14 protein-coding genes and 1 tRNA gene are annotated in these 22301 nt (G+C 60.2%); 9 read left to right on the top strand and 6 right to left on the bottom strand.

Translation table 11 applies throughout. From position 1 onward, the window contains the following. Positions 1-9 precede the first annotated feature (9 nt). On the top strand, positions 10-3690 hold the full coding sequence (locus tag L6758_RS03935) for an ATP-dependent DNA helicase (RefSeq protein WP_237204573.1): 3681 nt from the start codon (positions 10-12) through the stop codon (positions 3688-3690). Here the strand turns inward: L6758_RS03935 and L6758_RS03930 are convergent. Continuing rightward, entirely contained in the window at positions 3675-4631 is a 957-nt protein-coding gene (locus L6758_RS03930) for a phosphotransferase (RefSeq protein ID WP_237204572.1), read from the bottom strand. The two genes, L6758_RS03935 and L6758_RS03930, sit on opposite strands and share 16 nt — an antisense overlap. A gap of 134 nt (positions 4632-4765) precedes the next feature. On the opposite strand from L6758_RS03930, the gene nudC reads away from it, so the two are divergent. The 3 genes from nudC to L6758_RS03915 all read left to right on the top strand — a co-directional run bounded on the left by nudC (position 4766) and on the right by L6758_RS03915 (position 8391). Next, positions 4766-5929, top strand: a complete 1164-nt coding sequence (gene nudC / locus L6758_RS03925) for an NAD(+) diphosphatase (protein WP_237204571.1) — start codon at positions 4766-4768, stop codon at positions 5927-5929. Positions 5930-5992: 63 nt separating this feature from the next. Next, positions 5993-7819, top strand: a complete 1827-nt coding sequence (locus tag L6758_RS03920) for an ATP-dependent helicase (RefSeq protein WP_237204570.1) — start codon at positions 5993-5995, stop codon at positions 7817-7819. Beyond that, entirely contained in the window at positions 7819-8391 is a 573-nt protein-coding gene (locus L6758_RS03915; RefSeq protein ID WP_237204569.1) for a M48 metallopeptidase family protein, read from the top strand. The genes L6758_RS03920 and L6758_RS03915 overlap by 1 nt, the downstream gene beginning before the upstream one ends. A 30-nt stretch (positions 8392-8421) precedes the next feature. On the opposite strand, the gene L6758_RS03910 is transcribed toward L6758_RS03915, so the two are convergent. Further along, positions 8422-9804, bottom strand: a complete 1383-nt coding sequence (locus L6758_RS03910) for a zinc-dependent metalloprotease (protein WP_237204568.1) — start codon at positions 9802-9804, stop codon at positions 8422-8424. 161 nt (positions 9805-9965) lie between these two features. On the opposite strand from L6758_RS03910, the gene L6758_RS03905 reads away from it, so the two are divergent. From L6758_RS03905 to L6758_RS03890, 4 genes are all read left to right on the top strand, one after another. Continuing rightward, positions 9966-11051, top strand: a complete 1086-nt coding sequence (locus L6758_RS03905; RefSeq protein ID WP_237204567.1) for a YlbL family protein — start codon at positions 9966-9968, stop codon at positions 11049-11051. 176 nt (positions 11052-11227) lie between these two features. Then, positions 11228-14266 carry a UPF0182 family membrane protein gene (locus tag L6758_RS03900; RefSeq protein ID WP_237218607.1) on the top strand — a complete coding sequence of 1013 codons (3039 nt, stop codon included), beginning with the start codon at positions 11228-11230 and terminating at the stop codon, positions 14264-14266. Positions 14267-14412: 146 nt separating this feature from the next. Further along, positions 14413-14489 (top strand) — tRNA-Met (locus L6758_RS03895). 468 nt (positions 14490-14957) lie between these two features. Then, complete coding sequence (locus L6758_RS03890; protein WP_237204565.1) at positions 14958-16337, top strand: lipase family protein; 1380 nt, start codon at positions 14958-14960, stop codon at positions 16335-16337. A gap of 162 nt (positions 16338-16499) precedes the next feature. Here the strand turns inward: L6758_RS03890 and L6758_RS03885 are convergent, their stop codons facing one another. Continuing rightward, entirely contained in the window at positions 16500-17411 is a 912-nt protein-coding gene (locus L6758_RS03885) for a hypothetical protein (RefSeq protein WP_237204564.1), read from the bottom strand. 325 nt (positions 17412-17736) lie between these two features. Then, positions 17737-18159 (bottom strand): hypothetical protein, encoded by a 423-nt coding sequence (locus tag L6758_RS03880; protein WP_237204563.1) that lies wholly within the window; start codon positions 18157-18159, stop codon positions 17737-17739. A gap of 331 nt (positions 18160-18490) precedes the next feature. Here L6758_RS03880 and udk point away from each other — a divergent pair, with 331 nt between their 5' ends. Beyond that, a complete protein-coding gene (udk, locus tag L6758_RS03875; protein WP_237199807.1) occupies positions 18491-19111 on the top strand; it encodes a uridine kinase in 621 nt (206 codons plus the stop codon). Positions 19112-19231: 120 nt separating this feature from the next. On the opposite strand, the gene L6758_RS03870 is transcribed toward udk, so the two are convergent. After that, entirely contained in the window at positions 19232-19948 is a 717-nt protein-coding gene (locus tag L6758_RS03870; RefSeq protein WP_237204562.1) for a PspA/IM30 family protein, read from the bottom strand. A 189-nt stretch (positions 19949-20137) separates the two neighbouring features. Beyond that, positions 20138-22159: a TPM domain-containing protein gene (locus L6758_RS03865; RefSeq protein WP_237204561.1), complete on the bottom strand. Its 2022-nt coding sequence runs from the start codon at positions 22157-22159 to the stop codon at positions 20138-20140. Positions 22160-22301: the final 142 nt, after the last annotated feature.

The following is a 22301-nucleotide window of genomic DNA, read 5'->3' as shown; positions in this document are numbered from 1 at the left end:
GGCAGAATCATGACTGAACAGAAGCCAGCAGAAACCTTTCTCAGCCCCGAAGATATTGCAAAAGCCCTGGGCCGCCCCCTGCCCACAGCGGAGCAGTCTGCCATTATCAGCTCCCCGCTAGTACCCCGCCTGGTCGTAGCGGGAGCAGGGTCAGGTAAGACCGCCACCATGGTGGACCGGGTGGTGTGGCTGGTTGCAAACGGGCTTGTGCGCGCCGACCAGGTACTGGGGGTAACCTTCACCCGCAAGGCCGCCGGCGAACTGCGGGAGCGTATGCGCTCCCGCCTTGAAGAGCTCCGCCGCCAGGGGCTCGTGCGAGAAAACCCTGATCAGGGCGCGGACGGAGTTACGAGCGACCCCACCATCTCCACCTACCACTCCTACGCTAATACGCTGGTGCAGCAGTACGGGCTCCGCATCGGCGTAGAAGATGACGCCCAAATGCTGGGTGGCGCTCAAACCTGGCAGCTGGTTGCCCAAATCGTGGAGCACTATGAGGGTAAGCTACCTGAAAAAGACGTCGCTAAATCAACTATGGTGGAATCCATCATCAAACTCTCGTCCGAGTGCGCTGAACACCTGGTAAGCCCAGATACTGTCATCGACTGGTGCACAGAAACTCTGAAACAGGTAGATCACCTGGGTAAGCCCACGGTTAAGGGGGCTACCACTGAACAACGAGCCCTGGTGCAGGGGCTACAACTGCGTATTTTTTACGCTGAGCTGGTCAAACGCTATTCGTCCATCAAAGAACAGATGCAGGTGATGGACTACGGCGACCTCATCGCCAAGGCTGCCCACATCGCGAAGACCGTACCTCAAGCTGCGCAGACAGAACGGGAACGCTTTAGGGTGGTGCTGCTGGACGAATTCCAAGACACCTCCCATGCCCAGATGCAGCTCTTCTCCGATTTGTTCGGGGCAAAAGCAGATGCCCCTGCCCACCCCGTGATGGCGGTGGGCGACCCCAAGCAGTCTATCTACGGCTTCCGCGGAGCTTCTGACGGTCAGCTCTTTAGCTTCTACGACTACTTCCCAGCAGAAGACCGTACCGCCAGCTACCTCACCGTGGCCTGGCGAAATGACACTTCTATCTTGGCAGCTGCCAATCGGGTAGCTGAGCCCCTGAGCGCGAGCCCTGACTGGGTCAAGCGGACCCACGCCATTGAGGTGCCGCCCTTGGTCGCTCGCCCCAACCCCACCGAAGGGCGGGTGCTGGTGGGCGAATACCTCACCGATCTGCAAGAAGCCCGGGCTCTTGGCCAAATGATTGCCGAGCAACGCTCCACCTTCGCTGGCCGTCCACTGTCTGACATGCCCACCATGGCCGTCCTCTGCAAAAAGCGTGCCATGATGGAACCCCTGCAAGAGGCCTTCGACGAGTTGGGCGTTCCCTACCAGGTCGTAGGCTTAGGCGGTCTGCTCGATACTCCTGAGATTGTGGACCTTGTGGCCGTCCTACGGGTGCTCAGCGACCCGGGGCGCTCAGATGCCCTCATGCGTATTCTGGCTGGGGCCCGTTGGCGACTTGGCGTATCTGACCTTCTAGCCTTTGGCGAGTGGGCAGAGACTCTCAAACGCCAGCGTGAACTCGAAATCAGGTTCGGCATCACTGCCCAGGCCGCTGCTCTACGCGCTGAGCAGGAAGTCCTCGACGAGGTTGAGGGGCTGAGCGAAGCCGCTGAACGCGGCGCCACTACCGCGAGGGACCTGAAGGACGCTGGCGGGCAAGTGCCCGCGTCCACCGAAGACTACCGGCGCCTGCTCCAGGCAGCCGCCCCCGACGTCACCGACGGTGCTTCCCTCATCGAAGCGCTCGAAAACCTACCCCAGGAGGGTTGGGCGTCAGCCCGCACAGGTCGGTCCATTAGTGCTGAGGGGCTTGGCCGCCTGAGGGCAGTTGCGGGGGAGCTCGCCTACCTACGCCAGTTCACCGCTGATGACCTCACCACCCTCATCAGCGAAATTGAGCGTACTCTTTTGCTAGATATTGAGCTAGCCGCCCGCCCGGGAGTTCACGCATCTTCTGCCCGCAGGCACCTTGACGCCTTCTACGATGTGGCCGCTACCTACGAGTCCACAGCTCCCCGCGTGAACGCCCTGCTCTTGGCCGCTGCCAACGGCCAGCCCCTGGAAGAGGGAGAAGCCGGCGTCCGCTTTGCCCTCAGCGCCACCGGCGCCTCGGCATCGGGAATTAGCGGCTTCTTAGCCTGGCTCGATGCGGCAGCCCAGCAGGAAGCCGGGCTCGAAATGGCAGCAGAGACCCCCCGCCACGACGCGGTGCAGATTCTTACCGTGCACGCTTCAAAGGGGTTGGAGTGGGACCAAGTGTATATTCCGGGCATGGCTGCCGGAGACTTCCCCGATGCTAAGGACGAGCGATGGACCAAGCAGTCGGACACCCTGCCCTGGCCCCTGCGCGGGGACGCCGCCTACCTACCCGGCTGGCGGTCAGACTTTGATCATTTGCAGGATCTCGGTGGTTTCATGGCCCAGCTCTCGGAGCAAGCGGTAGAACACCGCACCCTGGAAGAGCGCCGTCTGGCCTACGTGGGGTACACCCGTGCCCGATCCCTGCTCGTTCTGACTACCTCGGCCTGGAAGGGAACCACGGCTAAGCCCCGCCTCATGTCTGATTTCGTCGCCGAGTTGCTCGATGCCCCGGTTGAGTTAGCTGAAATTCTGAGCGATCTTGACCCTGACCAGGTAGGCACCGTCAACCCCCAGTCAGCCACGATTACCACTGCCCTCTGGCCCTTCGACCCCTTCGACGGGCCCCACCAGATGACCTGGACCTCCCTTCAGGAACTCGAAGCAGCAGGCCCTGCACCCAGCCCGAACGAGAGCAAACAGGGCAACCTAACAGGGCTCAGCCCCCGCCAGGTAGTCGAGCGTGCAGCCCAGAACGTGCTGCGCGGTGGGCTTGAGGCAGATGCGCTCGCTGAAGCTCTCGCTGCCCTCCCCGACCCCACCCCGGAGCAGGCCCAAGAGACACGAGACGCTATCGAGGACTGGCAGGAAGAAACCGACCTGCTCCTGAGCCTGCTGGCCGCACCCGCGGAAAACAGCTCCTTCGAGCTACCCGGCCATCTGTCAGCCTCCCTGCTCGTCAATCTGGTCAAAGACCCGCAGGCCGTCATCGACAACATGCGACGCCCCATGCCCCAAAAGCCGGGTATCGCGGCCCGCCAGGGAACCATCTTCCACAGCTGGGTTGAAGACCACTTTGGCACCAGCGGCATGCTCGACATGGACGAAGATTTCGATGACGACAGCACCGAAGAAGAGCTCAATATTCCGGCCCTGAGAGAGAACTTCCTCGCCAGCGACTGGGCAAGCCGTGAACCCTGGGCACTGGAATACCCGCTGGAAACACCTCTTGCCGGAGTAACGGTGCGCGGCCGCATCGACGCCATCTTTACCCGGACGGACGGCGACGGCTCGACCGTCTGGCAGCTGGTGGACTGGAAAACGGGGCAGCCGCCGCGCACCAAGAAGGAGCTCAAGGAGCGCTCAGTGCAGCTCTCCCTCTACCGCCTGGGCTTTGCTCGCTTGCAAGGGGTGCCCGAAGAAAACGTAGAAGCCCACTTCTTCTATGCCTCCACCGGAGAGAGTATCGAAGTTACCAACTTCTCCACTCGGGCAGAGTTAGAGAAGGCTGTGGAGCGAGCGGCTCAGCTGGCTGGCTGAATCGCCCCAACAGCTCGTAGCTCGGCTTCAAGGTGATCCAGCATAGAAACAGCTTCTGAGATCATTACCCTATCCTCTAGCTCAACCCCGCGGATCAACCACTGGGCCAGACCGAACTCCGCATAGAGGTTAGCTCGAGCTTCGAGGTTCCGGTCGGGCTCCTGGGGCATCTCTTCACGGTAGGACGCAAAGACCCTCTCCCTGAAGAGGGGGTCTTCGCAGGCGTACAGCCAGGCGAAGTCAGCAGCGGGATCACCGACGCAGACCTCTGACCAGCCGGTGATCTCAACGATTTTCTTCTGATCAAGCACCAGGTTGTCTTCGTTGAGGTCCCCGTGAATGACGCGGGGGCGGAAGTCCCACATCGCTGAATCGTTGAGCTGCTCTTCCCAGCGGGTGAGCAGCCCAGAGGGCACCTTGCCGGTAGCAACAGCCAAATCTAGCTCGGCCAGGCGGCGCTCGCGAACCTGCTGGCCGGTGTAGACCGGTAGGTCGGCGTCCTCAACGATGGTGGTGGGGAAAACGTGAATGGTAGCGATGTGGCGGGCAATCTCGTCCGCAATATTGGGCTGGCCTTCCCGGGTATGGTGGGAAAGGTCGGCTAAGTCATCGATGTCGTAGTGGGCCCCAGGATTATGGGTGTAGATAAAGACCTGCCGCCCGTCGAGAGGGACGGTTCCTACGATGGTGGGTACGAGGAAGGGCAGGCGGGCACGCAGGCCCGGGGTAAAAGACTGGAGGATGACGTGCTCCGCTTCGAGTCGCACGCTAGCTTCGGGGTGTTTGGGGGCACGGACGCGCCAGCGTTTGTCGGCTGAGTCAATGATGATGGCTGAGTCGAAGTCCAGGGCGTCGTCGGCTGAGGGCAGGGCTGCTACGGGGTAGAGCCCGGGAACCCCAGCTGATACGATGGCGGCAAGTTGAAGCGGTGTTGAAGTCACACTTTTAAGGGTACAAGAGAAGTTGGAACGAACCCGATATGAATGCTGAAAATATGACTAATCTGTCGGTAGCTGGTTCGCAGTACGGGAGGGACGCTGCTCCGACCCCGGGTGGGCAGGGCAGGTTTTCACCCTTGGGGCGATTGCCTCTGACTACCGACCGGGTACGAATCACCGGCGCAGTGCGAGAACACTCCGGTTTCTTTGGGCACCTGGGGCGGGCTCTAACAGAGTGGCCATTACCGACCGATGCCCCGTCAAACGGCCTTTACCCCTGGAAAGTTCGACCTGCCCTCATCGCTCTGGACGGGGGCAAGGTGCTCGTTGCAGAAACAGGTAAAGACCCTGAGCCACTAGACCTGGCCGGTGTCTTTGACCTGCACGGCGAAGCCTTGCTGAGCTACACTTCACTCGACCGCCACCAGCACCCTTCCCTGATTTTCGCTGGGAGCCGGGTGCCGGCGTCCGCTCCGGAGCAGGTGGGGGAGGACTCCGCAGCGCCTCAAATGGAGCAGCCCGTGCTGGTACTCCTGGCCGACTTTGACCGCTACCTTAGCCTGGGTGATGCCCCGCTCAATCTTCAGGGTTTTGAAAATCAGGAGCAGACCCTGGCCGAGGTGATAGCTGCCCGGTCTGGTGGTAGCTGGGTGAGCGTCCGCGACTATGCAGCCTTCGCCTATGAGGGGCAGGGAGCCGCTTTTGCCTGGGGCGAGGTGCTGGCGGCAGCGGCGTCCTTGAGTGCCTGGCATACATCCTCTGGTTTTGATGGGCGGACGGGCGCCCCCACCTATGCTACCCGCGGTGGCTGGGTGCGGGTTACGGACGAAGGGCGGGAGCTGTTCCCGCGCACCGACCCGGCTGTTATTACAGCTGTTACCGCTGATTGTGAGGGGGAGAACAAGATTCTGTTGGGGCAGTCCCGGGCCTGGGGGAAGGGACGTTTTTCTACCTTCGCCGGTTTTGTTGAGGGTGGGGAAGCCCTTGAAACCGCTGTGCTCCGAGAGGTCTACGAGGAGTGCGGTGGGCGGGTCACCTCGCTGAGATATCTAGGGTCGCAGCCCTGGCCCTTCCCCAGGTCTCTGATGTGCGGTTATCTCGCTGAAATCTCCAACCCCAACCAGGTTGAAGCCGACGGGGCTGAAATTGAAGAAATTCGTTGGTTTAGCCGAGCCGAACTACTTGAAGCCCACCGCTCAGGTACCGTGCAACTTCCCGGGCCCAGCTCTATTTCCCGCCGCCTGATCGAGTTCTGGCTGGGGCAGCCGCTGGGGCATCCTCAGACGCCTGCTGAGCGGTAGACTAGATAGCTGGCGTGGCCGCACGCGGCCAGCAAGAACATACGAGGGTAGGGGAGAAGCACCATGATTCACGATAAGCTCAGGGCCCAGCCCATTACCCTGTCTGCCCCCAACCCCGAGACTATCCTTGAGGGGCTTGACCCCGAACAGCGTCGGGTGGCTACCGAATTGGCCGGGCCCATGTGCGTGATGGCAGGTGCCGGTACCGGCAAGACCCGGGCCATCACCCACCGCATCGCCTACGGTATCGCCATCGGCCGCTATAACCCACGAGCCGTCCTGGCTCTCACCTTCACCAACCGGGCAGCCGAAGAAATGAAGGTGCGCCTTCGCCAGCTGGGTGCCGCCGGGGTTGTAGCCCGTACCTTCCACTCAGCCGCTCTCGCCCAGCTACGCTATTTCTGGCCCCAGGCCATCGGTGGAGCCCTGCCCGAGATTATCAAGAACAAGTCCCAGTTCATCATCGAATCAGCCCGCCGCCTAGGGCTGGCTACCGACCGGGCCATCGTGCGCGACCTCGCCAGCGAAATCGAGTGGGCTAAGGTTTCCATGCTCACGGCCGACTCCCTCATGCCCCACCTGGCTCACCGGGAGCTGCCGGCAGATATCAGCCCCATCGACATGGTGCGCCTGCTACGTACCTACGAGGAGCTGAAGGACGAGCGCAACGTCATCGACTTTGAAGATATCCTGCTGCTGACCGTCGCCATCATCGAGGAAAACCCCGATATCGCCGCCCAGATTCACCAGCAGTACCGCCACTTCGTGGTGGACGAATACCAGGACGTCTCCCCCCTGCAGCAACGCCTACTGGACGCCTGGTTGGGGCGCCGCGATGACCTGTGTGTGGTGGGCGACGCCTCCCAGACCATCTACTCTTTTGCCGGGGCAACCAGCCGCCACCTGCTCGAATTCCGCACCCGGTTCGAGGGCGCTACCGTGGTTAAGCTGGTGCGTGACTACCGTTCCACCCCGCAGGTGGTCGACCTGGCTAACCGCCTGTTAGCGGCCCGCCGTCAGATGCCCGATTCCACCCGCTACTCCTGGGCCCCGCCCCTGCAGCTGGTCTCCCAGCGCGAGCCCGGGGCTAAACCTGAGTGGTTTGAGTACGCCGATGACGAGCAAGAAGCAATCGGTATCGCTGAAGACATCAAGGACCTCATCGACAAAGAGGGCGTCCCGGCAGCCGATATCGCCGTGCTCTACCGCACCAACTCCCAGTCAGCTGCCCTGGAACAGGCCCTCACCGACGCCGGAATCAACTATCAGCTGCGCGGCGCAGAACAGTTCTTTGACCGCCCCGAAGTCCGAACCGCTATCAGCATGCTCCAGGGCGCAGCCAAGGGCGCTGAAGCTACTGACAGCGTCACCCAGCTTGTGCGAGATAACCTCAAAAACCTGGGCTGGTCAGCCAAAGCCCCCCAGCGTTCCGGCCAGGAACGAGCCCGCTGGGAGTCCCTTGAAACCCTGGTGTCCCTTGCCGACCGCCTCGCCGACGAGCGCAGGCAAGCGCGGGAGCGGGCGTCCGCTAACGGCGCCACCGACCTGCCCCCCGAATTCACCCTCTACGAGCTGGTTGCCGTGCTCATCCAGCGCTCCCAGCACCGCGATGCCCCCTCCCTCAACGGCGTCACCCTCGCATCCCTGCACGCAGCCAAGGGCCTGGAGTGGGAGGCCGTCTTCCTCTGCGGCCTCAACGAGGGCCTTATGCCCATCTCCTTCGCCCAAACCAGCGACGAGGTCGACGAAGAACGCCGTCTCTTCTACGTCGGTATCACCCGCGCCCGCTCCTACCTGACCCTCAGCTGGTCGCGCTCGCGCACCCCCGGCGGAAGGGCTGGGCGCAAACGCTCCCGCTTTATCAACGACATTGCTCCCAAGGGGGTCTAGTGGCTATTTCGCGTGAGATTCTGCCGGCAACGGCGTCCCGCCCTGAGATTGAGGTGGTGCGCTCTACCCGCCGCACCCGCACGGTACAGCTAGCGCCGCATAAGGACGGACGCCTGCGCCTGATGGTCCCCGCCACCTCCACCGACAGGGAGATCGAGGACTACCTGCGCCGCATGCTACCTAAGGTAGAGGCCCGCCGGGCCCGTAAGGACGCCGGTGCCCAGCGGGGTGCTCTCGATGAGTTTTTGCGGGAGCGAGCTGACTACCTGCGAGCCACCTACCTGCCGGAAGCCCCAGAACCGCTCTCAATCCGGTGGGTCACCAACCAGAAGCAGCGCTGGGCCTCAGCGACCCCCGCTGAGCGCACGATTCGCATCTCGCATACACTTCAGGGCGCACCGGAGTACGCCCTGGATTCAGTGATTTTTCACGAGCTCTGCCACTTTCTAGAGCCCAACCATTCACCGGCTTTTAGGGCCCTTGAAGCCCGCTACCCCCACCTTGAGAAAGCGCGGGGCTTTTTGGAAGGGGTTACTTTTGGGCAGCGGGCGCAGCAGTCAGGACGGGCCTAGAGAAGACTCTTCTCTAGACCCCGTGCCTCTTTATTCTTTGTCTTCGGACCCTTCAGCGGGCTCGTCATAGCCGCCAGCCAGAAGCTTTTCGAGGGCCGCATCGAACTCGTCCTCGCTGGCGTTGAGCAGGGCCCGGCGGGAGGTGAAGCCTGCGGGGTCATCCAGATCCTCGCCGGTGGGTAGGGTCTCGGGGCCCTCCCAGAGCTGGTCACGGGCCTCGAAGCCGTGGTTTTCTTCGTAGTGGCGCCAGAAGGCAAGGGCCTCGCGCATCTTGCGGGGGCGCAGCTCAAGACCAACGAGCTGGGCAAAAGCGTGCTCTGCGGGGCCGCCGGTGGCGCGACGGCGGGCCATGGTCTCAGCCAGCTGCGGGGCCATGGGCAGGTTTTTGGTGGCCTGCTCGGTGACGAGGCTGACCCAGCCTTCAATCAGGGCCAGCAGGGTTTCGAGACGGTCAAGGGCCAGCTGCTGGTCTTCGGTGAGCTGGGGCTTGAACATGTCGCCGGCGAAGGCGTCCATCATGGCCTCGGGGTTTGAGGGGTCGAAGTCGATGTCGTTAGCGGCTGCCTGCATACGCTCAATATCAACGTGAATACCGCGGGAGAAGCGCTTGATAAGGTCAATGATGTCCTCACGCAGCCAGGGGTTGGTCTTGTGCAGGCGAATCAGGGCAGCTTCGCGCACGGCAAGGTAGAGCATGACCTCTTGGGCCGGGATTTCTAGGCCTTCGCCAAAGGCCGCAACACCGGCCGGTAGTAGGGCAGAGCGCCCTTGAGCCAGCGGGATGCCGATATCGGTGGAGGAGACGACTTCTTCGGCAAGCTTGCCAATAGCCTGGCCCATCTGCATGCCGAACATCATGCCACCGAGACCGGCAAAGAGGTTGCCACCGCCTAGCATACCTACCATGTCTTCGGGCATCTGCTGCTGGATCGATGAGGTCATGGCTGCTGAAACTTCTTCTGCAACAGGGCCAGCGATATCTTTCCAGGTAGCAAAGGAGTTTTCAACCCACTCGGCCTTGGCCCAGGCCTCAACGCCGAAGGAAGGACGCTCGAAGATGGTCACGGGGTCCAGCCAGAGATCTGCTAGGGCAGCAGCGTCACGGACTGCGCCTGCCTGGGATGAAGTTACCGAGGGGTCTTCGCCCATGGCCAGTACCTGGCGGGCATGCTGCTTGGCCATATCCCAGTTGACGGGCTCGTCGCTAGACTGGGCGCTCATCATGGAATTGACCTGGGCGAAGATGCCCGAGAGCATGGCCGGGTCGAGGGGGATACCCATGTTTTTGAGGGCATCGGCGTCGAAGCCCGCGGCCCCGTTCATGGCTGACGGATCAAACCCCTGCTCCTGTAGCTTTTTGAGGAACTCTTCAAGGGGGTCACGGCCAGCTGAGTCGTAGGGGTTGTTGGTCACGTTCTGCCTCGTTTCAATAGGGGGCTGCGGCGCCCGCCGCTCCTGTTTCTCACTAGCCTACCGACCTCGTCGCGTACCCCGGGATGCTTTTAGCCCTGAGCCAAGTGGGAATTTGCTGGGGAGTGGGCTGGGCTGGGCGATTTTGCTAGTAGGCTAGTCCTATGGTTTTTTCGAAGAGGGACAAAGCAGCTACCCGCCCCCGTGAACGTCGGGCTGATTTGCGCACGGTGAGCGCGGTGGGGGCCCTGGGCCTGTCGATGTTTTCGCTGGTGATTCCGGTTGATTTCGTGACCGAATCACCTGGCCCTACCTTCAACACCATTGGTGAGTTCGATAGTAAGCCCCTGATTGAGATTGAGGGCGCCCAGACCTACCCGGTAAGTGGCAACCTCGATATGACCACGGTATCGGTTGCAGGCGGCCCCAACACTTCTCTCTTTGCGATTGAGGCGCTGGCAACCTGGTTGGAAGATTCTACAGCGGTGCTGCCCAGCGACCTCATCTACGATCCCTCAGTAACCAGCGAGCAGGTCACCGCGCAGAACACTGCCGATATGACCAACTCCCAGGAGGTAGCTCAGGCGGCTGCCCTCACCCAGCTGGGTATCGACTATACCGAAATTTTAACGGTGTCAGGTGCCGTTGAGGGTGGCCCCAGCCAGGGCATACTCCAGGAGGGCGACGTAATTACCGCTCTCAACGGTGAGCCGCTGGCAAGCTACACTGACCTGACCGAGCGGGTGAACGCGTCCGCCGGGCAGCCCGTCACGCTCACCCTCACCCGCGAGGGCAGTGAACAGGAGGTCACCGTCACCCCCTCCTACAACGAGCAGGGGCAGCGCTACGTGCTGGGCCTCTACATTGCCCGGTCCTTTGATTTCCCCATGACCGTTAACTACGGCCTCGAAGAAGTGGGCGGCCCGTCGGCCGGCATGATGTTTGCCCTGGGTATTATCGATGAGCTAACCGAGGGCGAGATGACCGGCGGAATTCACTTTGCTGGAACCGGCACCATCGACGCGGACGGAACCGTAGGCGGCATCGGCGGCATTGAACAAAAGATGCGGGGAGCTGCGGACGCCGGTGCTACGGTTTTCTTGGCACCGGCAGATAACTGCGGTGAGGTGGTCGGTAATGTGCCGCGTCGCCTGAACGTTATTAAGGTTGCTACCCTCGATGAGGCGGTAGATGCGGTGACCCGCATCGGTCAGGGTGAAGACCCTGCCACCTTCCCCACCTGCTCCTAAACCAGCAAGTAGTAGGGGAGTATCACCCTAGAGCTGAAACAGTAAGCCTACTCTCGAAACTCACAGCTTTCTTTGGCAAAATAGTGTCTTATATGTAGCGTCGCCCACTGTGCGGCGTCACCCACCACACAGGCCGCATCTTTGCGGCAGACACGAAACACAACTGAAGGATACCCGTGAGTACCGGAAGCACCCCTCCCCGTTCATCATCACGCGCTCCTCAACGTAGAAACCGGCCGCTGACCGTGACCGTGGCAATTATTGCCGCCCTGGTCGTAGCCTTTGTTTTTGCAACCCAGGTGTACACCGACGTCCTCTGGTATAACCAGCTGGGCTACCTCAAGGTTTTCATCACTCAAAACCTGACCCGCGGTGCCGTCTTCCTGGTTGCAAGTATCGTTGTAGGTATCGCCGTCTGGGCCAGCCTCTTCTACGCCTACAGGCACGGCCAACTACAGACTCCCAGCCCTCGCCGCCGTCCTGCCGGCCCCCGAGTGGACGCCAACGGCAACCCTGTGCCCGACCCCTACGGAGATATGCAGGACCTCTTCAACCAGAACATGGAGCGCTACCGCCAGGGTATTGAGCGCATGCGCAAGGTCCTTCTGATTGCTGTGCCGGTTCTCCTGGGCGCTTTCGTCGGTAGTGGGGCGATGACCCAGTGGGAGACCGTCCTGCTCTTCTTCCAGGGCGAAAGCTTTGGTACCACAGACCCCGAGTTCGGTCGCGACCTGGGCTACTTCATGTTTACCTTGCCCTTCCTCAATGTGGTGACCGGCCTGCTGAGCACCGCCATCATCTTCTCAGCGATGGCAGCTTTGGTCATGCACTACTTCTACGGCGGCATCGTAGTGGGGGAGCGCGGTATCACTACCACCGTGCACTTCCGCCGCCACATCGCAGTGCTCGGTGCCCTCTTCATTCTGCTGCGCGGCATCACCCTGTGGTTGGCCCGCTACAACGCTACCCAGGACCAGTCAGGTTCCTGGGCAGGTGCCATGTATAGCGACGTCAACGCTATTATTCCGGTTAACGCGATTCTGGCCATCGCCTCCCTGCTGGTCGCTGCCCTCTTCATCCTTGCCGCCGTACGCGGGAACTTCCGTCTTCCCATCATTGGCACCGCCGTGCTGGTGATTGCTTCACTGGTGGCCGGTGGTATCTACCCCTGGATTGTGCAGCGCTTCCAGGTCGTACCGAACGAACAGGTCGCAGAAGCTCCCTACATCCAGCGCAACATCGATGCTACCCGCGCCGCCTACGGCCTGGACCAGATCGACGTTCAGAACTACGACGCCACCACATCCACCGCAGCAGGTGCCCTGCGCGGTGAGAGTGAGACCATCTCTAACATCCGTCTGCTCGACCCCAACGTGGTCTCCGGTGCTTTTGCCCAGCTGCAGCAGTTCCGCCCCTACTACCAGTTTGGGCAGAACCTCTCAGTGGACCGTTACTCCATCAACGGCACCGAGACCGACACCGTCATCGCTGCCCGTGAGCTGAACCCCGACCAGAATGCCGGGTCATCCTGGGTTAACCAGCACGTGGTCTACACCCACGGCTACGGCGTCATCGCCGCCTACGGCAACCAGGTTGAAGCCGACGGTAAGCCCAAGTTCATCCAGTCGGGTATTCAGGCAACCGGTGCAATTAGCGGTGACTACGAGCCCCGTATCTACTTCGGCCAAAGCTCACCCGACTACTCCATCGTGGGTGGCACCGCCGAGGACGAACCGCTAGAACTTGACCGCCCCCAGACGGCTGACGACGAAAGCGGCGCGGACGCCAAGTACACCTTCAGCGGCAATGGCGGCCCCGTTATCGGTAACGCCTTCAACCGTCTGGCCTACGCTATTAAGTTCCAGTCCTCGGATATCTTGCTGTCGGACGCCGTCCGCCCTGAGTCCCAGATTCTCTACGATCGCGATCCCTCAGAGCGTGTGAAGAAGGTGGCCCCCTACCTGACCGTAGACGGTAACCCCTACCCGGCCATCATCGATGGCCAGGTGCTCTGGATCGTGGATGCCTACACCACCAGCAACCAGTACCCCTACTCGCAGGCAGCCCAGCTTGATAACGCAACCTCTGATTCAGAGACCGCATCCGGCGTAACCCAGGCCCTGCCCAGCCAGCAGGTTAACTACATCCGTAACTCGGTCAAGGCCACCGTGAATGCCTACGACGGCTCCGTTACCCTGTACGCCTGGGATGACCAGGACCCGGTGCTGAAGACCTGGCAGAAGGTCTACCCCGATACGGTGCGCCCCTACAGCGAGATGTCGGCTTCCCTGATTGAGCACGTGCGTTACCCGCAGGATCTTTTCAAGGTTCAGCGAGAGATTCTGAACGGCTACCACGTGACCAACGCAAATAGCCTCTACAACGGGGACGATCGCTGGTCGATTCCCAACGACCCCACTAACGACAGCGGCCGCCCCCTGCCCCCTTACTACATGTCCCTGCAGATGCCGGGTGAAGACTCAGCTCAGTTCTCACTGACCACTAGCTTCATTCCCCAGCAGTCAGACAGCAACACCCGTAACGTCATGTACGGCTTCCTCTCCGCCAACGGTGATGCCGGTACCGGTAAGGACGGCGAAAAGGCTGAAGGCTACGGCAAGCTGACCCTGCTTGAGCTTCCCCGCTCGTCGGTGGTCCCCGGCCCCGGCCAGGCTCAGAACGTGTTCAACTCAGATACCGCTGTATCAACAGAGCTGAACCTGCTGCGCCAGGGTGCTTCTGACGTGATTAACGGTAACCTGCTCACCCTGCCCGTGGGTGGCGGTATTCTCTACGTGCAGCCGGTCTACGTGCAGTCCTCCGGCGACGCCGCCTACCCCTCACTGCGCCGCGTCCTCGTGGGCTTTGGCGAGCAGGTCGGCTTTGCCCCCACCCTGGAGGAAGCCCTGGACGAGCTCTTTAGCGGTTCCTCTGGTGCTGAAACCGCTGCCGATGCCGGTGTCGATGAAACCGAGGCCGCTCAGGCAGCTGATGGTACTGCGACCAGCACTGACAGCGCGAGCCTGACCGGTGCCCTGCAAGATGCCCGCAAGGCGATGCAGGACGCGGACGCCGCTATGAAGGCCGGCGACTGGGCCGCCTACGGTGAAGCCCAGACCCGCCTGAACGAGGCTCTGCAGCGCGCCATTGACGCTGAAGGTATCGAGGGCACTGCCACCACCGAGGCAAGCCCCAGCCCCTCACCCTCCAACTAGGAGCCAGGCTGTAGCAGCCTTGGGTAGATAAGGACGCCGCCTCCCGCACCCAGCGGGCAGGTGGCGTCCTTTTGTGTAGAGTGCATCACAAATGCCAGTTTTGGCTTGCACTGCTTGCGGGAAGTGCGTATAGTTATATGAGTCGCCGCGGGGTGGAGCAGTTCGGTAGCTCGCCGGGCTCATAACCCGGAGGCCGCAGGTTCAAATCCTGCCCCCGCAACCAAGACAAAGACCCAGTTCTTTTAGAACTGGGTCTTTTTGTTTATCCAATTATCGACACTCGCTGAGACTCAGTTAGTAGTTGATATAGGGGAGTGGGTTTTGCGGAAGGGGGTTGGGCTAGTTTTTATCGTCGCTAATATTTTCCTGTAGGTAGCCGAACCAGCCCAAAAAATTGAGCGCTAGTACGCAGGGTATTACATAGAGAAAGAGCCCGGTCCAGGAGAAAGTTATGTCTTCAGTGCTATTTCTGACTAAGAGATTTATGTTGAACTGGAGTCGCAGGAAGTAGATGAAAAGCCCCAGCGCTAGTCCTAAGAGATTCAAAGGAGCAAGGTGTTTCCATAGAGGCTTTTTATCGCGAGGTGTATCATTCATCTAAGTCTTCAGCTCCTAGCTATCTAGCTGTACACTGTGAGGGTGCTGAATTCTTCTTGGCACCCTCATTCGCATTTTACCTCTAGGGAAACTCATGTCTAAATACATACCGCGCCACGCCGCGCCCAAAAATACTGGCAAACGCCGGGCAACGGCTCTTTCACTCACCGCTCTGCTGGCCCTGAGCATGGCCCCGGCCAATGCAACTGACACCGCACCCCTGACTGAAAACAGTCAGGCAGTACAAGAAGCTGAAGCACTCATTCAAGAGGCACTCACCAGTGAGGGCAATAGCCCCGCAGCTATCTACAACGATGCCCCCGAAGCGCTCACTAGCGTAAACTTCTACGACGCTCCGGCCCAGCTACCCGCCGCTAACGGCGCTCTCATCAAGAAGGAAAACTTTACTTTCAAGGTCGATGCCAACAACGTCATTGCCCACCCCGTAGCCCAGGCCCAGCGGATTATGTACAAGTCCACCGACCATCTGGGTAACCCCGTGGCGGTCACCGGCACCGCGCTCACCACCACCAAGCGCTGGAGCGGCCCCGGCGAGCGTCCTATCATCGCCATGGCCCCCGGCACCCAGGGCATCGGGGACTCCTGCGCCCCCTCCAACCAGTTCGCAGCGGGAACCGAGTACGAGAGCCTGGTCGTTACCTCCTTGCTGAACGCGGGCTACAACGTTGTCATCACCGACTACATCGGCCTGGGCACCGCTGGCACCCACAGCTACCTCAACCGCGTTGACCAGGGCAACGCGGTGTTGGACGCCGCCCGCGCAGCTACCGCCGCTGACCTCGGTCTGGGTAGCGCAACCTCACCCATCGGCCTCTGGGGCTACTCCCAGGGTGGCGGCGCGGTGGCGTCCGCCGGTGAACTCCAGGCCAGCTACGCCCCCGAACTCAACCTCAAGGGTATCTACGCCGGCGCCGTCCCGGCTAACCTGCAGGCCGTTACCAGCTTCATCGACGGCGGTCTTTACACCGGTTTTTCCCTGATGGGCGTAGTAGGCCTGGCCGATAGCTACGGCATCGACCTGAGCCACAAACTCTCAGCCGAAGGGCAGGCTGCCCTTGAGACAGTGCGTGACCAGTGCACCCTAGACGCCGTCGGAACCTTTGGTTTCAAGAACACCCGCACCCTCACCGCCAGCGGCCAGACCCTGGCCCGCGAAATGACCACCGACCCCCAGGTCTCACAAATCATGGCTCAGAATAACCTGGGCCAGCAGGGCCGCCACCCCCAGGTGCCCATTCTGATTGCTTCATCCTGGGGTGACGACGTGATTCCCTACCGGACCAACCGCCAGCTGGCTGCTGACTACTGCCAGCAAGGCTCCCGCGTCACCTTCTACACTCTGGCCGGTGCGACCCACGTGGCGGGTATCTTTGAGGGTATTCCCCGCGGGCTGATCTTCCTAGACCGTCAGTTTAAGGGTCTTTCCAGCATCAACTCTTGCTGGCAGTTCTAGGGTTTAACCGAGACCGTGTATCTATACCAGTAGGCCCGGGTCACCTTACGGTGGCCCGGGCCTACTGCACGTCTTTTTCGGGTGCCTCTCTCACGGGGAGAGGCTGACTCACGGTATAGGCAACTCCTTTACTCTCTGTTGACTAGATGAGATGGAAAAGAATTAGATACCTGCTGACAGATAGCTGACGACGCCCCAGGGGGAGGTTACGGTAACTCGATACTGAGTCTTAATGACTGCTCCGCTGGTGGTGGCGGTATCGCCGAAAGTAGCTGCCGGCATGCGGGTCATGAAAGACACCACGCTGGCACCGGCCTGACCGTTGGCAATGTTGCTCATGACCTCAATATCCCAGCTCCAGCCGTCGCGGCCGTCTGCGGTGGTGTAGTGGTTGCCGTAGCCCCAGGTGTGCATGGTGTTCTTCGTGACCATAGGAGCTTCTGCAAAACGCAGGTAGTTGTAGAGCTTTGCATAGGTGGTGTCTGCACCCTTGAAGTCGTCGTTGAGGCGAATCATGGGGACGTTTGCACCAACTCCGCGGGTACCGTTGGAGCCATAACTTGCACCGCCGTTTGTAAAAATAAAGCGGTCGCTACCGGTAGGGGTGGGGCGATAGACCACATCACCTGCAACGTTTTCGATAGTTACAGAAATGATGGTTCCCTGGCCTACCCCATCGATGCCGTTCACTGAGTTGATGTCAGCATCAGGCTTACCGCCTGCCGGGTAGGTCGGAGGCCAGGTGTTGGCGGTTGCGCTTGAGCTAGCGAGGGGGTTGCCTGCCTGAGCTCTGGGTAATGAATTGTCGAAAGTAAATGCTTGCAGCCCGGTAGCGCAGTTACTGGTGGGGTAGACGGCCCACTCAAGTTCTTTAGCTGCAGAACCGGTGAAGTTGCCCTGAGAAGGCCAGACATTGGACCAGGGGGCAGAAACAATTTTTCCGTAGGTGCAGTCATCTTCAACTACGGGGGCGGACGCCGCAAAAGCAGGTACAGATGTGCTGGCAAGAATGACGGGGGTTGCCCAGGCTGCTCCGCGTGCCAGGGTGCGACGCTGGATCTGAGGTGTAGTCACGGTAGTTTTCCTCTAGTGGTGGTGCAAGGTTATGGATGATTCTGCAACAGCTGTTGAAACAACCGTATCACCAAATCGTTTATTTGACACGTCCGTGTTCGAATCCTGGAGGAAGTTTTTCTGTTGCTACATAGAAAAAGCCTAGTCATATCTTTTTTGTCTAGAAATTTTGGGCTAAAAAATTATTTTTGATATCTAGCTAACTTTGTACTTGCCCCTATGAAGGGACGTTTGTGTTTCCATCTCGAGGTGGGCGGAAAGCAAAATAAAAGGCTGGCCGCACCTGGTGGTGCGGCCAGCCTTTGTATATGAAGACTGAGGGAGCTTAGGCTGCGTGAGCCCAGTGGCCTGCAAGATCTGCTGCGAGCAAGGTTCGCAGGGTGGGGGTGTACTGGGCGGGGATGCGGCTGAAGCGATAGCCGTCGATGGTCAGGGTGTTGCCCAGGAAAGGAAGATTTGTCAGCTTGGCCTGGTCAAGTGATCGCAGATCAAGTGAAAGGCTGTTGCCAGCCTGGAAGGAGTTCTTGAGAATCAGAACTCGCTCGTTGGTGATAACCAGAAGGGAGTCGCCAAAGCTACCGAGCTTGCCGGTGGCTACATCGACAACTGTCTCGCCGCGCACCATGGAATCAGCCATGTGGAGAGCCTTGTGAAATTTCTTGAGCCCACCGTGGGAAGAATGGCGCTTGGCGGCAGAGCCCAGCGAAGCGCTGGTGTAGGTGTCGGTTGCCCAGTTTGCAAAAATCATGGTGCTCTTCCTCAAATGGTTGGTGGGGTGGTGTACGAGCTGTACCCAACTATACACATATTTTGTCCCCCAAAGGGCAGGTTGTAGAGAAAAAATTTGTCCCCCGCTTGTCGCATCTCCTAAATTGCTCCCTGTTTGAGCTGGTAGGCCCTATATCTGGGAAAAAGCTGGGTATTAAAGTTTGGCAAAAATTTACCTGTGAAACATATAGGTAGCGACTGGGGACAAACTGTGCCAGGATTTTGGGGGACAAGGCCGGGTAGGTGCCGTCCCCCGGGGAGCATGCCACAATAGATAGCAGTAATACTTCGACCTATAGGGCTGCACTCACATGAAACCCCTGATTATCGGTATCGCCGGTGGCACCGGCTCCGGCAAGACCACCCTGACCAACTCCCTACTTGAAAAGTTTGATGGCCAGGTAGGCGTGATTTATCATGACAACTACTACAAGCGCAATGACCACCTCACCTACGAACAGCGCTGCCTGCTGAACTACGATGCGCCCGAAGCCTTCGATAATGATCTTCTGGTGACCCACCTTAAAGCCCTCATTGAGGGGCAGACTATCGAGACCCCTGTCTACGATTTCGCGGATCACAACCGGTCAGATGAGACTCTCATCGTTGAACCCCAACCCATCATTATCCTCGAAGGCATCCTGATTTTTGCTGAGCCTGAAATTCGCGACCTGTGCGATATCAAGCTCTTTGTAGATACCGACGCCGATGTGCGCATCCTACGCCGCTTGCGCCGCGACGTCATCGAACGGGGTCGTACTATTGAGTCGGTTGAGGCCCAGTACCTCACCACCGTCAAGCCCATGCATGAGCTGCATGTAGAGCCCTCAAAGCGCCATGTAGATATGATTATCCCCGAAGGCGTCAATGTGGTTGCTCTCGATATGCTGTTCCACCGGATTACCGGCCAGATTGGTACCCAGGCCGGTTAGCCCTAGCCGTAAGGCGTGGGATGAACAGTTGCAAGGGGCGTCCTTGCACTTTTAGATACAGATGTGGGGCCCACCTCCTTTGGAGGTGGGCCCCACATCTGTTTAACCCTTGTAGCTGTTTTACTGCTTGCCGGCCTTGAGGGCTGCTAGGCGGGCTTCGAGCTCTGACTGGCGGCCGAGTTCTTCAAGGTCGTTGAACTGGGCATCGAGGGAGGACGCCGCGAGCTCCTGCTGGCCGCGCACGCGGGCTTCTTCGCGGCGCACCTTGTCTTCGAAGCGGGAGATTTCGCTGGTGGGGTCCATGACGTCAAAGGCCTTAAGAGCGTCGTTGACCTGGGACTGGGCAGCAGCTGACTTTTGGCGGGCAACGAGTTCATCGCGCTTACGCTTGATTTCGTTCAGCTTCTCCTTCATCTGGGTCAGACCGGTCTTAAGCTGTTCAACCACGGCGGTCTGAGACTCAATCTGGGGCTTGATCGCTGAAGCTTCGTTCTCTGCCTGCATCTGGCGGCCCAGGGCGATCTTGGCCAGGTTATCGAACTTGTCGGCGTTGGCGGTGTCGCCTGCTGCGCGGAATTCATCAGCCTTGTTGGAAGCTGCCAGGGCCTTGGTGCCCCATTCGTCTGCCTCGCGCAGATCTTCGGCGTGGTCTTCTTCCAGCATGCGCAGGTTCCCGATAGTCTGGGCAACAGCCTGTTCTGCTTCGGTAATGTTGTTGGTGTAGTCACGCACCATCTGATCAAGCATCTTCTGGGGGTCTTCTGCGGCATCGATCAGGGCGTTGATATTGGCCTTGGTGAGCTGGGCGATACGGCTGAAAATGGTCTGCTTAGCCATGAGAGTACCTTTCGGTGGGTGGGGAAAGCATGAGCGGGCTTGCTGTGCCTTCTTTTATTCTGTCAAGGGGTGGGCTAGATAGTGTTCTGCCACACCTTGTAGTTACTACGTTGTCAGCGAAAACTAAGCCTGTGCACAGGCGCGGGGCCCTGTGTGAACAAGAGGGGGAGATGGACGGACGCCGGTGGGCTAGAAGTTGCCCCCGGCACCTCCGCCGTCGCCCCAGCTTCCACCTCCACCGAAGCCTCCGCCAAAGGTGCCACCGCCCATACCGCCGCCAAAGCCGCCTGAGCCAAATCCACCTGACCCGAAGCCGCCGCCGGAGCTGTGGTTGCTGCCCCCGAGTAGGGTACCGAGCAGGATGCCGCCCAGCATGGCTGAGTTGTAGTTACCGCCGCCGGAGTAGCCGTTGCGCTGGTTGAAGCGGTCCACATCGGAGCGGGCGATGCGCTGGGCTTCCCCTGCGAGGCGGATAGCGTCATTGGCATGGGACAGGGCTGCGATGGGGTCGCTGTGCTGGAGCTGCTGGGCCTCACCGAGGTGGCGTTCTGCCTCGCGGAGGCGGGTGCGGGCTTCGGCTTTTACGCCGCCTCGTCGTGCCCAGACGTATTCGCTGGCTGACGATACCTGGGCCTGGGCGGACACCAGGGTATGGCCCAGGGTTTCACGGGCGCTGCGCTCTTGTTCGTGGGTTTGGCGCACCGCATCGAGGGCAGTGTCTAGGTCTGATCGTACTTCGTGGAGCCGCTGGTTGAGCAGGTAGGGGTCAATCAGTCCGGCGGAGCGTTCGGCTCGAATCTGGCCGAGTACGGCCTGAACCCCGGCGGCAGCACCGGAGAGCTGGCTGCTACTGCCTGCCCCTGTGCGGGCCAGCTCCTGGGCCTGGGCAACGTCGCGATCAGCTAAAATCAGGGCATTATCGAGTGAGGCTGCCATCTTGCCCAGGTCGGTTTCGGCGTGGTGAACCGACTCGAGCAGGCCCCTGGCCTGGCCCAGGGCTTCTTCACCCGCGCGCAGGGCGAGAATGGCCTGGCTTCGCTGGGTGCCTAGCAAGTCTTCTGCCTCCTTGGCCTCTTGGCGAGCAAAGTCGAGGCGGGCCTGGGCTTCGCTGATGTTGTCTGCCACCGCCCCGAAGGCGCTGGGGGAGTAGAGGGTACCGAGACGATCGAGGGACGCCTGGGCGGCAGGAAAGAGCGGGGCTGCTGAGGCTATGCCCTGGTTGAGGGTAGCGAGAGCCTGGGGTGCTGTTTCTTCGAGCTTGCGCAGGTTGGTGAAGTTGGCAACCTGCTCGTTGAGGGCCTTCTGGGCGTCCCCGGTACGGGCAAGAATCTCGTTCAGCCAGGCCCGCTGGTCAGCTTCGGTATCGGGGATTTCATCGTCCAGCTGTTTTTGCAGCTGGAAGGAACGCTGCATGTGGTTCTTAGCCGCCTCAATAGCAGCCAGGAAGGGTTTGACCTCGTCATCGCCGTACTGTAGCCGGGCGAACTCAACTTCCTGCTGGGAGTGGGCGATGGCGTCATCGGTGGCGACCAGCTGGGCACCTGCCCGGGTACGCAGCTCTTCGATAGAGGGCAGGGGCTGGGATGGGCTAGGTTGCCCGCTGCGGCTGCCACCGGTGTTTTTACGCGCGGACGCCCGTGAGCGGCTAAAAGCCCAGGCGCCGCCGCCAGCTACGGCAGCTATCCCAAGGAGCGTTGCGCCACCCACGAGCGGTCCCGAAGCACCTGATACCACTGAACCAGAACCGAGTTCAGACTCGATGCCGGTGACCGCAGCCAGCGCAGCGGCCTCGTAGTCGGAATTCGCTAGCTCAGGGTAGATGTAATTCTGATAAATCTTTTCCTGCTGACTCGTAGAAAGAACAGAGGTGGAACCGGCCATAAAGTAGGCCTGGCGGGCTTCGGTAGCGATGACCAGTACCACGTCGTTGGTGCCCATGTTGTTGAGCGTGGCAAAGTCACTGGTCCACTCTGAAGAGGAGCTAGGGCTTTCAAACTGATCAATAGTTATCACAAAGAGATTGACCTGTTTGTCACTGGCAAGCTGGCTGATGGCGTCCTCTAGCGAGCTTGTATTCCCCAGGGCCGAGGTTGTATCGCTCACCCGAACCCCGGCGTCCAAATCATAAGGGGCTGCCGCAAGAGCGGCGGGTGCAACCCCGAGTGCCAGAGCAGCGGCAAGAAGGGTAGAAGCAACAGGTTTGCGTGACATGGGGTCTCTCTTCTGGCGGTCAGCTGTATTTGAGCTCTATTGTAGCCCCGCTCACCCTTGTTCAGGTCAGCTCCGGTGATGACGTTCACCCTCAGCTCACGGTGAGGCTGCTACTTTCTGCGCCCACAGCAAACACACAGGG

The organism is Rothia nasimurium (assembly GCF_928382285.1).
Lineage (GTDB): Bacteria > Actinomycetota > Actinomycetes > Actinomycetales > Micrococcaceae > Rothia > Rothia nasimurium_E.
This window is presented reverse-complemented; position numbering and strand designations above follow the sequence as displayed.

What these genes read in the sequence shown, in the direction of transcription:
- L6758_RS03935 (WP_237204573.1), top strand. Translation starts at nt 10, where the DNA reads ATGACTGAACAGAAGCCAGCAGAAACCTTTCTCAGCCCCGAAGATATT.
- L6758_RS03920 (WP_237204570.1), top strand. Translation starts at nt 5,993, where the DNA reads ATGATTCACGATAAGCTCAGGGCCCAGCCCATTACCCTGTCTGCCCCC.
- L6758_RS03905 (WP_237204567.1), top strand. Translation starts at nt 9,966, where the DNA reads ATGGTTTTTTCGAAGAGGGACAAAGCAGCTACCCGCCCCCGTGAACGT.
- L6758_RS03890 (WP_237204565.1), top strand. Translation starts at nt 14,958, where the DNA reads ATGTCTAAATACATACCGCGCCACGCCGCGCCCAAAAATACTGGCAAA.
- L6758_RS03880 (WP_237204563.1), bottom strand. Translation starts at nt 18,159, where the DNA reads ATGATTTTTGCAAACTGGGCAACCGACACCTACACCAGCGCTTCGCTG.
- udk (WP_237199807.1), top strand. Translation starts at nt 18,491, where the DNA reads ATGAAACCCCTGATTATCGGTATCGCCGGTGGCACCGGCTCCGGCAAG.
- L6758_RS03870 (WP_237204562.1), bottom strand. Translation starts at nt 19,948, where the DNA reads ATGGCTAAGCAGACCATTTTCAGCCGTATCGCCCAGCTCACCAAGGCC.
- L6758_RS03865 (WP_237204561.1), bottom strand. Translation starts at nt 22,159, where the DNA reads ATGTCACGCAAACCTGTTGCTTCTACCCTTCTTGCCGCTGCTCTGGCA.